Source organism: Pedobacter frigiditerrae (assembly GCF_004331645.1).
GTDB lineage: Bacteria > Bacteroidota > Bacteroidia > Sphingobacteriales > Sphingobacteriaceae > Pedobacter > Pedobacter frigiditerrae.
Genome location: NZ_SJSK01000001.1, coordinates 350,282 through 365,507, shown reverse-complemented (window position 1 = coordinate 365,507; position 15,226 = coordinate 350,282). Strand labels below are relative to the sequence as shown.

General features: G+C 35.1%; 9 protein-coding genes and 1 riboswitch. Of the genes, 4 read left to right on the top strand and 5 right to left on the bottom strand.

Annotation, left to right across the window (positions count from 1 at the left end):
- Nucleotides 1-2: 2 nt before the first annotated feature.
- Entirely contained in the window at nucleotides 3-2,405 is a 2,403-nt protein-coding gene (locus EZ428_RS01545; protein WP_131551347.1) for a PIG-L family deacetylase, read from the bottom strand.
- 142 nt (nucleotides 2,406-2,547) lie between these two features.
- Between EZ428_RS01545 and EZ428_RS01540 the strand changes: the two genes are divergently transcribed.
- The 3 genes from EZ428_RS01540 to EZ428_RS01530 all read left to right on the top strand — a co-directional run bounded on the left by EZ428_RS01540 (nucleotide 2,548) and on the right by EZ428_RS01530 (nucleotide 8,168).
- Nucleotides 2,548-3,150, top strand: coding sequence for an LEA type 2 family protein (locus EZ428_RS01540; protein ID WP_225870970.1), 603 nt, complete (start codon nucleotides 2,548-2,550; stop codon nucleotides 3,148-3,150).
- Between the two features lie 316 nt (nucleotides 3,151-3,466).
- On the top strand, nucleotides 3,467-5,134 hold the full coding sequence (locus EZ428_RS01535; RefSeq protein ID WP_131551346.1) for a M1 family metallopeptidase: 1,668 nt from the start codon (nucleotides 3,467-3,469) through the stop codon (nucleotides 5,132-5,134).
- Nucleotides 5,135-5,387: 253 nt separating this feature from the next.
- On the top strand, nucleotides 5,388-8,168 hold the full coding sequence (locus EZ428_RS01530; RefSeq protein ID WP_131551345.1) for an outer membrane beta-barrel protein: 2,781 nt from the start codon (nucleotides 5,388-5,390) through the stop codon (nucleotides 8,166-8,168).
- Between the two features lie 345 nt (nucleotides 8,169-8,513).
- On the opposite strand, the gene EZ428_RS01525 is transcribed toward EZ428_RS01530, so the two are convergent.
- Together EZ428_RS01525 and EZ428_RS01520 are read right to left on the bottom strand one after the other, a co-directional pair.
- A complete protein-coding gene (locus EZ428_RS01525) occupies nucleotides 8,514-9,824 on the bottom strand; it encodes an ABC1 kinase family protein (RefSeq protein WP_131551344.1) in 1,311 nt (436 codons plus the stop codon).
- Nucleotides 9,825-9,828: 4 nt separating this feature from the next.
- Nucleotides 9,829-10,482: a TetR family transcriptional regulator C-terminal domain-containing protein gene (locus tag EZ428_RS01520; protein ID WP_131551343.1), complete on the bottom strand. Its 654-nt coding sequence runs from the start codon at nucleotides 10,480-10,482 to the stop codon at nucleotides 9,829-9,831.
- 128 nt (nucleotides 10,483-10,610) lie between these two features.
- On the opposite strand from EZ428_RS01520, the gene EZ428_RS01515 reads away from it, so the two are divergent.
- Nucleotides 10,611-12,020, top strand: a complete 1,410-nt coding sequence (locus EZ428_RS01515; RefSeq protein WP_131551342.1) for an FAD-binding oxidoreductase — start codon at nucleotides 10,611-10,613, stop codon at nucleotides 12,018-12,020.
- On the opposite strand, the gene EZ428_RS01510 is transcribed toward EZ428_RS01515, so the two are convergent.
- Together EZ428_RS01510 and hutU are read right to left on the bottom strand one after the other, a co-directional pair.
- Nucleotides 12,017-13,324 carry a voltage-gated chloride channel family protein gene (locus EZ428_RS01510; RefSeq protein ID WP_205945584.1) on the bottom strand — a complete coding sequence of 436 codons (1,308 nt, stop codon included), beginning with the start codon at nucleotides 13,322-13,324 and terminating at the stop codon, nucleotides 12,017-12,019. The genes EZ428_RS01515 and EZ428_RS01510 overlap by 4 nt on opposite strands.
- Before the next feature lie 26 nt (nucleotides 13,325-13,350).
- Nucleotides 13,351-13,416: riboswitch (Fluoride riboswitch) on the bottom strand.
- 91 nt (nucleotides 13,417-13,507) lie between these two features.
- Nucleotides 13,508-15,175, bottom strand: a complete 1,668-nt coding sequence (gene hutU / locus EZ428_RS01505; protein ID WP_131551341.1) for a urocanate hydratase — start codon at nucleotides 15,173-15,175, stop codon at nucleotides 13,508-13,510.
- Nucleotides 15,176-15,226 lie beyond the last annotated feature (51 nt).

Here is a 15,226-nt window from a genome sequence, read left to right as displayed (position 1 = left end):
TTTTAGGGTTGTTTCGGAGCTAATAAATTTGCGAATAAACGGTAAGCGCCCGGCACACCAGCCGGTAATTCTCTAAAGAAAACTAGGGAAGTATAAACGAATTTTCCTTTGCCATAATCGGCGATTAATAAGGAGCCATCGCTTTCAGTTTCTCCAGTATCTTTCATACTCAAAACGGTTGCATATTTTGGGTCTATATCTGTTGCAAAATATAATCCTCTTTCTTGTATCCAGCCATCAAAATCCTTTTCAGTTATTTTGTTTGGATAATTTAAAGCAGCACTTTTAGGGTTAATGAAGTTAACTTTTGCATCTTCTTCGGTTACCCTTTTGTTAGCCAACTTAAATGGATACGGTCCAAAGTTTGAATATTTTAATCCATTGTTTACATTGTATTGAATTAACAAAGTGCCGCCATTTTGAACGTAAGCCAATAGTTTTGGCTGAACAATTTTTGCATCATCGTTAATGTTATAAAAACGAACACCAACCACAATTGCATCAAAAGTAGACAGGTCGCTGGTTAAAACTTGTGCAGGGTTTAAATTAGTAACCTGATAACCCATTTCTTTTAAGGCATCAGCAGTTAAATCTCCGGCGCCATCTAAATAACCAATTTTTTTCCCTGCAATTTTTAAGTCTATCTTTTCTAGTCGGGCAGTTGCTTGAGGGAAGATTGTAATTGTTGGGATATGTTCATAACTGATGATTTTTAGACCTTTATCATCTATTTTTCCATCGGTATTAACTTGTAGCGTAATATTGCCGCTGTTTATATCGCCTCCGGGAGTAATGCTAAAACTAATGTTTTGCTCATCGCCCTTTCTGGTTAGGTTAAAATCTATTTTCTCTGGATTACTTTTCCATCCTTTTGGTAATTGTGGCGTTATAAAACCAGTACTGTTATTGCGAAAATTTTTCAATTGAACAGTAATTGTTTTAGGAGAATTGCTACTGAAGATATAAGCTTTTTCGCTCATCGTGGCAGTTACTGCAGGTGCAATAACTAGTGGTTGATAACGCTCGCCTTTTACTGGATTTGTATTTTTATATAAAATCGGAATATCGATACTTATATCAGTGCCATTTATGGTAACGGTTCGGTGTAAAGCAAATGGTTTTGGGTTTTCAGGATAACCAATATCGGTTTGATTATCGATAATATAACTTCCTATAGGATGATTTTTTTCGAGGTAATAAGGTTGTGAAATTGCATTTGCCTTTGCGCTCATACTTAGGCTTTGCATTTTATTATTTTCAAGTGCAAAAACATTATCTACTTTAATTGTTAAAGGGGAACTGGTTTTAGCTCTATAAATGGTGTTTAATGAAAACTTAACGCTATCGCCAAGGGCATAAGCATTTTCTGTTGTAACGGCTTCGGTCCAAAATCCGGCAGTTGCTAAAATCAATTCATTTAAAAGTTGATGATTAAAATCTTTTGAATCGGTCAGTTTTTTGAGTTGAAGTAATTTGGGCAGGATAGCCTCTGGTGCCGCTACATTATATTCCTTTTTAATCTCGCTTAATAAAAGTTCAACTGCTTTATCTTTTATGGTTAAATCTATGCCATCAAAAATTGAAGTCTTAGCCGGCTCGCCAGCAACTGGAGTGAAAAATTCATAAGCTTCGCCACGTTGTAAGGTAGAGCCAAAACCTTGGCTTTTATGATTTGTTCTACTGATTGCAGCTATTTCGCCATAACTTTTTCCTAATAATGGATTGTATAAACCCACATCTAATTTCAGTTGGTCGGGAGAAGTGGTGTTGTTGCCACCAAAATTAAAGGTGTTCCATAATATTCTCTTCGCTTGCCAAACTTTTACATATTTCAATTGCTCTGGGAAACGAGTTTTATCAGCCGCTGCTACAAAAGCTTCTCTAGCTAAGATAGCCGAACCAGCATGATGGCCATGGCCAGCTCGTGCATCTTCGGGGAAACGAGTAATGATAACATCTGGTTGAAACTTGCGAATTACCCAAACCACATCTGACAAAATCTGTTCCTTGCCCCAAATTTTAAAGCTTTCATCTGATGTTTTTGAAAAGCCAAAATCGTTGGCTCTTGTGAAAAATTGTTCGGCTCCATCGGTTCTTCTGGCCGCTAACAATTCTTGCGTTCTAATTAATCCTAAAAGTTCTGCTTGTTCGTTACCAATTAAGTTCTGTCCGCCATCACCTCTGGTTAAGGATAAATATCCAGTTCTTACTTTTGCTTCTTTAGCTAAATAAGCCAACAGGCGAGTGTTTTCATCATCTGGATGAGCTGCGATATATAAAACACTACCTTTAACATTCAGTTTTGCAATGCCCAAAGCAATTTCTGCAGCATTTAATTGTTGCATTTGTGCTTTTAAAAAAGCAGGAAAAATTAAAAAGGCAATAAGATAAATTAAGCGTTTCATACAAGGTTTTAAATCACTAAATTAATTAAAATTTAGTACAACCAAGGGTGATAAATCTTCAATTGCGTAACAATTTAACTAAGCAAAAATAGTTTTGGTACCATAGTTGATTATACCTTTGTGTTTAAATAACCGTTATAAAATGATGAATAGATTTTTTCTAGGTTGCCTGTTAGTTGTAGGATTATCAGCGTGCAGTGTGAATAAACAAGCGCAACAAATTAAAGCATTAGAAAAGTGCGATTATAAGCTCCTAAATGCAACAAATATTACAGTTGGTGGTGCTGATGTGCAGAAATTAATTAAAGGAAATAATATTGACTTGAGCAGCTTGCCTTCCTTAGCTTTAGGTTATTTAAGAAAGGATATTCCTCTAAAGGCAAAACTAAACTTGCAGATTTCTAATCCTTCGTCAACTTTAGCGGCGATTAATAATTTCGATTATATCATCTTAATTAACAAGCAAGAAATTGCTAACGGAACGGTTGACCAAAAGGTAAGCATTGATGCTGGTCAGACCACCAATGTTCCTGTTCAGTTAAACGCTAATATCTATAAATTTTTGTCAGACGGAACAGCGCTTTCAGATATTACAGATTTTGTAAAAGCGGCTAATTCTGGAAGTGAAAAGAAAGGGATAGTTACGTTAAAAATTCGTCCTTCTATTATGGTTGGTGGCGGATTGGTGAAATATCCTGGTTATATTACCATTGATAAAGAAGTGAGTAGTAAGATTTTGTTGTAAGCATTCTTTGGTTAACCGCAAAGAACACAGAGAAAGCGCAAAGAAAAAAAGCTAGAGGGATTTAATGGGATAAGAAGTTGTGCTTAGTTTACTTTGCGAAAACTTTGCGCTCTCTGCGTTAAAAAGAACTATCAGATACAAGAGCATAAAGGAAATGGGATTAGCTGTAATATTTTAAAGCTTATTTACTTTTTATGTTACCTATGTTTCTATGTGGTTAACTCCAGAGTTAATATCCGTTTAATACCGATTAATTTCAGGAAAGTCTTTTCATAATTATTCCCTAAATTGGCTTGTCTTTTAACAGGTGGTTTTTATGAAAACAAGCTCAACACTTTCCAAAAATATATACTTATTTGCATTTATTTTTCTTATCACTTTATCTGCCAATGCGCAATTACTGGTAGAAAAAGCAGAATATGGCAGGGCCGACTCGCTTCGTGGTTATTTATCGCCTATGCGAAGTTGTTATGATATTAATTATTATCACCTCGACTTAAAAATAGATATTGATAAAAAGGCAATTAGCGGTTCTAATGAGTTTAAGTTTACAGCAACTAGAGATTTTACCAAGTTACAATTCGATTTATTTGCCAATTTTAAAGTAGAAAAGGTGATTTATAAAGGCAAATCCTTAACCTTTAAAAGAGAAATTAATGCTGTTTTTGTAAACTTTCCTTTGGTAAAAAAAGGTAGTAAAAATAGCTTCACCGTATATTATTCAGGTAATCCTACTATTGCAAAACGAGCCCCTTGGGATGGTGGTTTTGTATTTGCAAAAGATGTAGCAGGCAAACCATTTATAGCAACTGCTTGTCAGGGTGTAGGTGCAAGTATTTGGTGGCCAAATAAAGACCATCAGGCAGATGAAGTCGATAGTATGTTAATTAGCATAAGTGTGCCAAAGGGCTTAAAGGATATTTCTAATGGAAGATTAAGAAAAACTACCGAACTAAAAGATGGTTACACTCGTTTCGATTGGTTTGTGTCTAACCCAATTAACAATTACGATGTTGCACTTAACGTTGGCGACTTTGTTCATTTTGATGATATTTACGAAGGAGAAAAAGGCAAGTTAACTTTAGACTACTGGGTATTGCCAGAAAATTTAGAGAAAGCGAAAGTTCAATTTGCAGCTAACGTAAAACCGATGTTAAAGTCTTTTGAGTATTGGTTTGGTCCTTATCCATTTTATGAAGACGGCTATAAATTAGTGGAGAGCCCGCATTTAGGAATGGAACATCAAAGTGCAGTTGCTTATGGCAATAAATACCAAAATGGTTATTTAGGCAGAGACATGTCTACAACTGGAATAGGTTTAAAATGGGATTTCATCATTGTTCACGAAAGTGGCCACGAATGGTTTGGTAACAACATTACCTCAAAAGATTTAGCTGACATGTGGATTCATGAAAGCTTTACTAATTACTCTGAATCATTATTTACAGAAAGTATGTTTGGCAAACAAGCCGGACAAGAATATATTGAAGGCACACGAAAAGCCATTCTAAATCAGGCACCGGTTCAAGGGATTTACAATGTGAATAGGGAAGGCTCTGGAGATATGTACCCGAAAGGAGGAAATCTCTTGAATATGGTGCGAACCGTTATTAATGATGATGAAAAATGGCGTTCGATTTTAAGAGGTTTGAATAAAGAATTTTATCATTCTACAGTTAATGCCGAAGATGTAATTGGTTACATCAACAAACAATCTGGGAAGGATTTTACTAAGGTATTCGACCAGTATTTAAAACATACCAACTTGCCAATTCTTGAAATAAGGGTTTTAGATGGTAAGGCTACTGCTCGTTGGATTGCCGATGTTAAAGGATTTGATATGCCTGTTAGGTTGAAGGTAAAAGGAGGAGATTTTAAATTCTATAATTTAACAACTGCATTTAAACCAATCGAATTAGCAGGAGCAACAAAAGATAACATTGAAGTAGATTTTAACTATTACATCGGAAAGTTGTTTTATTAGCTTGATAATTTTAGCCATAGATTCGCAGATTTGATATTTATTAACCTGCGGCAACTCCTAGTTTTATTACATTTTCCTAAAACGATCCTCAAGGGATAATCATCCTCGTTAAATAATGAGCTAACTTATCTACGAAGAGTTTCGTAACAAAGCTGTTAAATCATTATTTTAATCAACTATTTTTTTAGGTTTGATGCAACATTCTTAAAAGTGTAGTGTCTTCTATTTATTTTATCTTATTTAATCTCATTTTATGAAGAGAATTTTATTTAGCCTTGCCTTAGTTTTAACTGCCAATTTATTGTTTGCCCAAAAAGGTAGTGTAACAGGAGTTTTAGTAGATAGCGCAAATCAAAAAACCACATTAAATTATGCTACTGTTTCCGTTTTTAAAGGAGCAGATACCGTTTTAAGTACTTATAAGTTATCAGATGATAAGGGAATTTTTAAAATCAATAATCTTGAAATTGGCGTAAAATATCGTTTGGTAATTAATGCCTGGATGTATAACATTGTTCGTAAGGAGGTTTCTATAACCGTTACTGAGCCAAACGTAAATTTTGGAAGTTTAGCTTTATCAGAAAAAAGAAACAATCTAAATGAAGTAGTCATCCTCTCTGAGCGGCCACCAGTTATTGTGAGAAAAGATACCATAGAATTTAATGCCGAATCTTTTAAAACTTTGCCAAGTGCTGTAGTTGAAGATTTATTGAAAAAGTTGCCAGGAGTAGCTATTGATGCAAATGGGGCAATTATGGTTAATGGAAAATCCGTTAGTAAAATATTAGTTGACGGAAAAGAATTCTTTGGTGGAGATCAGCAAATAGCGACTAAAAATCTGCCTGCAAACATTATCGATAAAGTGCAATTAAGCGATGATCCTGAGGCAAAGCGGAGAGATCCTGATGTGGTAGCAGGTAACATACCACAAATCATTAATCTGAAATTAAAGAAAGCAATTAAAAGTGGTGCTTTTGGTAAAATTTATGCTGGTGGTGGTTTTAAAGAACTTTTTGAAGCTGGTGGTATTATGAATTTTTTTAGAGATACCACACAAGTTAGTGTTTTAGGTTATGGCAATAATGTAAACAAGCCTGGTTTTAGCATTAGCGATGTAATGCGTATTGGAGGTTTCTCAAGATCAGGTGTAAACTCAACTTCAGTTAATTCAGACGGAGGCTTTTCTTTAAACGGAATTTCCTTTGGGGGTTCTATGAATGGTGGGGTACAAAAATCAGCCGGTGGAGGAGCTAATTTTAATACGATTACTAAAAAAGGATTGAAGATTAATGGGAAATACTTTTTAGGTTATAGCGATAACTTTAATGATACACAAACAGATGTAGACCAAATGCTGGGTAACAGGCGATTATTTACAAACAGTCAATCATTGCAAAACAATATAAATTATAGCCATAATTTTGGTGGCAAAATAGAAGCAAAATTAGATAGTTTAACAAAACTAATTATCGAACCAAACGTCTCAATTGGTATTGCAAATAACGATGGCACTTTAGTTACCTCAACTTTTAACAACAATTTTCAGCTTGAAAGTGAAGGTAATAACATTTCTAAATTAAAAGGGCGTACTACTGATTATAACATTAGCACCAACCTTTGGAAAGACTTTAAGAAAAAAGGCAGGTCGCTAAACCTTACCTTAAATGTGTCGCAAAGAGATAACCTAACAGATAATTTTAATATTAACGAAAGCAATTTCTACCTCCCACAAAGTCCAACTGTATTATTAGATCAACTAAGGGATAATAGCATTTTTAATTTTAATATTAACCTAAACGGAAACTACAGCGAACCGCTTAGTAAAGTTTTAACGTTGAGCATTGCAAGTAGCGCTAATTATATAGACAATGAAAACGCTTTGGTTACTTTTTTCAGAAACCCGAACAATCAAGCTTATGATATGGCAGTGCCTAGTCTTAGCGAAACAGTAAATCAAAGTGGTTATAAAACCAACAACAGAGTAAGTTTACGATGGGCCATAACTAAAGACTTAAATATTCAGCCAGGTTTTGTTTTTAATACTATTGATTTAAAAAATGAGTTTACCAATAACCAAAACTTCGACCAACATTTTAATTTTTTTGCCCCGCAATTAACCATAAGGTATAAAAATTTAAACTTTAGTTATTCGCCATCTTTTAGAGAGGCCGATGTAAGATATTTGCAACCAATTGCAAACAATACTAATCAATTCTATATTCAAAATGGTAATTCGAATTTACGACCGTCCAAAACACATCAGGTAAATATGAATTTGTACAAATACGATACACAAAAAACATTGAGTTATAACTTGTACCTAGGTGGTAGCGTACAAAATGATGGTGTAATTATGTCGAGAGTAATTGGCGATGGTGGCGTACAAACCGTAACACCGGTTAATCGAGATGGTATTTGGCAGTTTCACAGTAATGGTAGTATTTCTAAAGATTTTAAAAGCACAAAAAAACAGTTTACCGTAAGTGCTAGTTATTGGGGCAATTACAATAAAAGTTACGTCATAGTAAATAACATTATTAGCGAGAGCAAGATCATTAATGGCGGCCCCCGCATTGGTGGAAGAATTAATTTGAATGATAAACTTGAGTTTGGAGAAACTTACAGCTTCGGTTTTAACAAAAGTTTTTACACCGATAACTTTTTTAGGGATCTAAATTATTACAACCACGGAAGTGATACCGAATTAATTATCCGCATACCTAAAAAGGTAGTTTGGGAAACCAATTACCGTTTACAGTACAACACCCAAACGCTTAATGGGCAAAATAATACCATCAGTTTTTGGAATGCAGCAGTTACCACACTTTTTATGAAAAATGATAGGTTGCAACTTAAATTATCTGTTAACGATATCTTAAATACTAATAACCGTCGTTATGTTTACATTACTGAAAACACTGCAAGAGATTTAAGAACAAATAATATTGGCAGACACGGCTTGCTGACCCTCACTTATAATATCCAAAATTTTGGTGGCAAAGTTGGCGGAAAGGATACGATGTTTAGGTTTTAAACTTGATGAACTTTGTTAAAGTTATAACAACATACTTGGAGCTTTGACAAAATTTAAATCGTTAATAATTTGAAAAGCAAAAGTAGAGTTTCTTTTTAATGTTAGTCCTGCCATTCGTTACAATTCCCGATGAAGAATCGGGATATTTCCACTGCTGTCAGGTTTAATTTACGCAGGGTTTTGCTGCTATGAACGGTTTCTTTGCAAAGGCCTATTTCCTAAACCATAGTGGCGAGCACGACACGAAGTGAAACAAAGCGCCGGCCTGCCGGCCAGGAATAGCGGGGCAAGACCATTCAGATTGACAACAATATTGCTTTTCAAAAACTACTCGAAATGAGCTGCTTAAAAACTTTTAGAAACGTGAGGTTTAAAAGTATCTGTTTTGACTGTTGCTTTTAGTTCATTCAAAATATTGTACAAGCCAAAATTTGTACGGTTAATGTAAATGAAATGTTTTACACCACGTGCTTGTTTAAATTCTGGCATTTTAGCAATCTTTTCGCCATAGCTGTATAAAGCTTCAAAAAAATCATTCTGACTAAAATCAAAGGTTGGAGTGATGTATGGTTTAGCAAAAAGGCTAATCATTTCCTTATAGGCTTTGTAATAGAATTCAATTTGTGCTGGCGTATCATTTGCCAAAATCATTTCTAGTTTTCTAAAAGCCTTGATGGTTTCTTCTTTATTCTCAAATAAATCTGTAGAGGTTAGCGAGAAAAATGGCTCATAAAAATCATCAGGCATTTCTTTAATACAGCCAAAATCTATGGCCCCTAACTTTTCATCCTTGGTAATTAAAAAATTTCCTGGATGCGGGTCGGCGTGTACTTTTCTTAATTCGTGTTGCTGGAAATTATAGAAATCCCACAATGCCTGACCAATTTTATTCTTTAATTCTTGCGAAGGATTTGTCTTTAAAAACTCTTTTAAATGCATTCCTTCAATCCAATCCATGGTAATAATTCTATTGCTAGAAAGGGCTGGGTAATAATTAGGGAAAACAACATTATCTAAATTTTTACAAGCTTCAGCAAATTCCATTGAACTGCGAACTTCACGCTCATAATCTGTCTCTTCTAATAAGCGTTCTTCAACTTCCTTGATATAGATATTTAGCTCCTTTTCGCTCATTCCCAATAACCGGAAAGCAAAAGGTTTAACCAATTTTAAATCAGATGAAATGCTATCTCCAACACCCGGGTATTGAATTTTAATGGCTAGTTTTTTACCATCTAACTCAGCTTCATGGACTTGCCCAATTGAGGCAGCGTGAGTAGATTTGATGTTAAATTTATCGAATATTTTCTCAGGTGTCTTGCCGAAACTCTTGGTAAATGTGCGTACAATTAGCGGTCCGGATAATGGAGGTGCGTTGTATTGAGATTGCGTAAATTTATCTACATAAGCTCTTGGCAAGGTGTTTTTATCCATACTGAGCATTTGTGCAATCTTTAATGCAGAACCTTTTAATTCACTTAAAGAATTGTATATATCTGATGCGTTATCTTCATTCAATTCATCGCGACTAAGCTCTGGATTGAAGATTTTTTTTGAATAATGTTTAATGTAATTTCCACCAATCTGGAAACCTGTTTTTACAAATTTCGCCGAGCGCTCTACCTTGGTGGTAGGCATTGTTTCTTGTGCCTTCATTAGCCTAAAATCCCATCTTTTCTTTCAACTTTCCGTTTTGCGAAAGGAATTTTCCATATTCGAAAAGGTTGTCTATTGGAGAACGTTGAAATAAATCGAACGTAACTTGAATGCCTCTTTCAATGGCTTCATCTGTTTTTTCAAAACCATTGCTATCATCATTTACCCAAAAGTTTAAGATAAATGCATATTGAACCCAAAGTGCATCTTTATAGCGTTTGCTAAAGAATTTGCGTTCGGCAAGTTCGCCACTTTCCAAACCTTCATTAATAATTTGCTCTGCGAAGTTTTCGAAAATCGGTTTAACCCCCGATAAAACTTCAGGAGTTGATAACCTAATGCCGTGTTTTTTCAAACTATAAATTACAAAGCTTCTTTGACTTTTCAGCAACTCAACATAACTATAGAAGAAGGATAATATTTTCTCTCTTGACGAATATTGCTCCCAAAGTTCTTGTTTCTGAATCTCATCAATGGTTTCTACAGTAAGCTCAAACCAAATGTTCTTTTCAATGCTTTCAAACGAACCATAAAAAGCATAAAAATCAGCCTCTGTTATTTTTAATTTCTTAACAAAACTATAAACTGATTTAGGTTGCTCGTTATGTGTTAAAACGTAATCGATATAACCTTTTTTGATTTGCGCCTGAGTTGCCATTTTCTTTTTATTTAAAAACGTAAAAAATGTGGTGTTGGTTTGCGAAAGCACTCAAAATTAAGATTTTATTTATCACGAATTTGCAATAAAATGAGCTGTAATTTCCTGAAATTTATTGATATTGGATTATGGAAAAATATTTTCGACTATCGATACTTTATTTTCTATTAATAATTTCTTCTTGTTCAATTGATAACCCAAAAGAAGAACAAAATATTGTTAATGATGTTTCTCAACTTAACCCAATAAAGGTTCAGCGAGTTGTAGTGCCAACAACTAACTCAGAAATTATAGGTGTTGTTAAAAATCAAAAAGGAACAATTTCTATAGGCGGAGGAAGATTTAGTATGGGTGGACAAACTGCAACTGAGAATACAATCCAAATAGATATGCGTAAGTTCAATCGTATTATTAGTTTTTCGAAAGAGCAAAAAGAAATTACAGTTCAAGCAGGAATAAGGTGGAGAGAATTAATTCAATTTATAGACAAGTACGATTTGTCGGTTAAAATAATGCAGACTTATGCAAATTTCACTGTTGGTGGTTCTTTAAGTGTAAATGTACACGGCAGATATGTTGGACAAGGCCCAATTATTTTATCAGTTAAAAGCATAAAAATTTTACTAGCCAATGGTGATTTGATAGCCGCTAGCCCATTCCAAAATCAAGAAATTTTTTATGCTGCAATTGGAGGATATGGTGGTATTGGGGTAATTACAGAAGTTACCCTTTCATTAACAGAAAATTGTAAAGTAGAACGGAAAGATACCGTAATGAAGATTAGTGGATACAATCATTTTTTCTCAAACACCATAAAAAACAATTCAGATGTAATTTTTCATAACGCAGATATTTACCCTAGGGATTTTGATGAGATTAGGGCAATTTCTTATATGAAAACAGATAAGGAATTGACAATTAAAGACAGGTTGAAGCCCAATGATGGTAGTTATGTGATGAATCGATTCGCGATAAAAACTGTTTCAAATTCTTGCTTTGGAAAATGGTTAAGAAAGGATGTTATTAATCCATTGTATTATTCTGGAAACGTAGTTGAGTGGAGAAATTATGAGGCGACTTATGATGTGGCAGAATTGGAACCAAGTTCTCGTGAGAAATCTACTTATGTACTGCAAGAATACTTTGTTCCTATAGCGCAATTTGGTTCTTTTTATCCAAAAATGATTAGGGTTTTGAAAGAGAATAAAGTCAACGTAATGAATATTTCAATTAGGCATGCAAATCGCGACCCTGGCTCACAGATGGCTTGGGCAAAGGCTGAAGTTTTTGCTTTTGTAATTTATTATAAACAAGGAGTTTTAGATGCTGATAAAGAAAAAGTAAAAATATGGACAGGTCAATTAATTGATGCTTCAATAGTCGAAAAAGGTTCTTATTATTTGCCATATCAAATCTATGCTCGTAAAGAACAATTTTTGAAAGCATATCCTAATGCCTTGGAATTTTTCAAATTAAAGAAAAAATATGACCCTGAATATAAATTTAGAAATAAGCTATTTGATGCTTATTATAACTAAATCTCGCTGATTCGCTTATTGATGTAGTTCTTAAATCTACTATGTTTAGCTTCTCCTACTGCTTGTTTGCCATAAATTCCATTGGGGCCAGAAAGCAGGTAAGAAATAGTGCAAGCAATGGCCACATATATTCCACATTCGCTACCAAATAACTCCATTGCCATAAATATACAAGCTAAAGGAGTATTGGTTGCACCAGCAAAAACAGCAACAAAGCCCATTCCGGCTAAAAGTCCAACGGGTAACGGCAAAAATAACGATAAAGCACTGCCCAAGGTTGCGCCAATAAAAAATAGTGGAGTTACTTCGCCGCCTTTAAAACCAGCAGCCAAAGTGAGTATGGTTAATGCCATTTTTATGGCAAAACTATAAGTTGGTAATTGTTGGTTAAATGATTCAACAATGGTTGGAATACCTAAGCCAATGTATTTCGTAGTTCCTGAAAGGTAAATAATGATTACCAGGATTATACCTCCAATTAATGGTCTAAGTGGAGGATATTTTATTTTCGATTTGAAAATAGAACCAACATAATGCAAGGTTTTGCTAAATGCTGCGGCGCATAAGCCAAAAATAACACCTGCAATTATCGCATAAATAAGGTTTAAGAAAGAAACATTTGGAACAAAGTCTATGTGATAAACGGTATGGTGTGTATTCCAAAGTTTAGTAACTAAATCTGCAATGATTGCTGATGCAAATGCAGGAAAAATCGAATCGTATTTTAATTTGCCGATTAAAAAGACTTCCATTCCGAATACGGCGCCAGCCAAAGGTGTTCCGAAAACAGATCCAAAACCTGCAGCAATTGCGGCAATAATTAAAATCTTTCTCTCATCTGAAGACAGCTTAAAAGGTTTGCTGAATTGGTCGGCAATTGCACCTGCCATTTGTAAAGCAGTACCTTCACGTCCTGCAGAACCACCAAATAGATGTGTAGCCATTGTGCCCAAATACACAAAGGGCATCATTTTAAAAGGAATAATTTGTTTGGGTTCATGAATGGTATCAATCAATAAATTGTTACCTGCTTCAACATCTTTGCCCCAATAATAATAGAGCAAGCCAATAAGCAAACCTGCAATTGGTAAAAAGCCAATTATCCATATATGATTTTCTCGGAAATTGGTAACCCATTCTAAAGATTGCAAAAATCCGGCAGATGCTGTGCCAATTAAGCCACCTACAATTAAACTGATAAACAGCCATTTTAAGATGTATGGAATAGCAGGATATTTCCTGAAAAAAATTAAAATATTAAGATTGATTTTTTTGCTGATCGATTTTTCTTTTTTTAATGACATAATACCCTGATTAAATGTTTTTACATTCATAACCAGGCGTCATCAGCTTTTTAGGGCGGTTCAAATAGGAAGACACCATTTCCTTAAGGCAAACTTAATATTATTTTTGGAAAAATTAAAGAATTGTCGGTCTGAGCGTAATCGAAAACTCTTCAATTGTCCTTCGACAAGCTCAGGATGAGTCTACTTCAATCCCAATCTATGTTTTCTTAATGTATCTTTTGCAATATCGTAACCAGCATCAGCGTGGCGAATTACGCCCATTGCAGGGTCGTTATGTAATACACGTTTAATGCGTATTGCTGCGTCTTCAGTTCCATCGGCAACGATAACCATACCGGCGTGAATAGAATAACCAATGCCAACACCACCACCATGATGCAAAGAAACCCAACTTGCACCACCAGCAGTATTGATCAGCGCATTTAAAATTGGCCAATCTGCAACAGCATCGGAGCCATCAAGCATAGCTTCTGTTTCACGATTTGGAGAAGCAACAGAGCCCGTATCTAAATGGTCGCGACCAATAACAATAGGCGCTTTCACTTTTCCATCGGCTACTAATTTGTTAAAGGCTAAGCCAGCTTTTTCTCTTTCTCCTTGCCCCAGCCAACAAATTCTGGCAGGTAAACCCTGAAAAGCAATTCGTTCTTGAGCCATTTTAATCCATTGGCGTAAACTTTCATTTTCTGGAAACAACTCCAAAATCAATTTATCGGTTTCATAAATATCTTGAGGGTCGCCACTTAAGGCTGCCCATCTAAAAGGTCCTTTTCCTTCACAAAATAAAGGACGAATGTAGGCAGGTACAAAGCCAGGAAAATCGAAAGCGTTTTTAACACCAGCTTCCAAAGCCCTTCCACGCAAGTTATTGCCATAATCGAAAGTGATTGCGCCACGTTTTTGTAGCTCCAGCATTTGCTGAACATGTTTAGCCATTGTAGCGTAAGAATGCTTGGTATATTCGGTAGGGTTTTCAGTTCTTAATACATTTGCTTCAGCTACACCTAATCCTTCTGGGAAATAACCAATCAATGGATCGTGTGCAGAAGTTTGGTCGGTTAATGTATCTGGAACAATATTTCTATCAATTAATCGCTGCAAAAGCTCAACTGCATTGCAAACTACACCAATTGAAAGTGCCTTATTTTCTTTTTTGTATTGTAATGCTTTGTCGATTGCTTCATCAATATCATAAGAAATTTCATCAATATATCTGGTTTCTAAGCGCTTTTTGATTCGCCATTCTTCTACATCCGCCGCTAGGCAAACTCCTTGATTCATTGTAATGGCCAAAGGTTGTGCGCCGCCCATTCCGCCTAAACCAGCAGTAACATTTAACGTTCCTTTTAAATTACTTTGGAAATGTTTTTTGGCAAGTGCCGAGTAGGTTTCGTAGGTGCCTTGTACAATTCCTTGTGAGCCGATATATATCCAAGAACCAGCTGTCATTTGGCCGTACATCATTAAGCCTTTATCTTCCAACTCATCAAAATGTTGTTGTGTTGCCCATTTTGGAACCAATTGCGAATTAGAAATTAAAACCCTTGGTGCATCTTTATGAGTTGGTAAAACACCTACTGGTTTACCCGATTGAATTAATAAAGTCTCGTTATCTTCTAAGTTCTGTAAGGCTTTAATAATTAGTTCTAAAGCTTCTTTGTTACGAGCGGCCTTTCCTCTTCCGCCATAAACAATTAAATCTTCTGGTCTTTCAGCAACCTCTGGGTCTAGGTTGTTTAACAACATTCTTAATGCTGCCTCTTGTACCCAACCTTTACAGGTTAATGTACTTCCCGTTGGTGTGTTCTTAACTTTTAGGTTTAAACCTTCGTTTATATTTGTGGTCATATCAAGGCAATGTTACAAGCCAAATGTAGAAAATTATTGTTATTTGTTTAG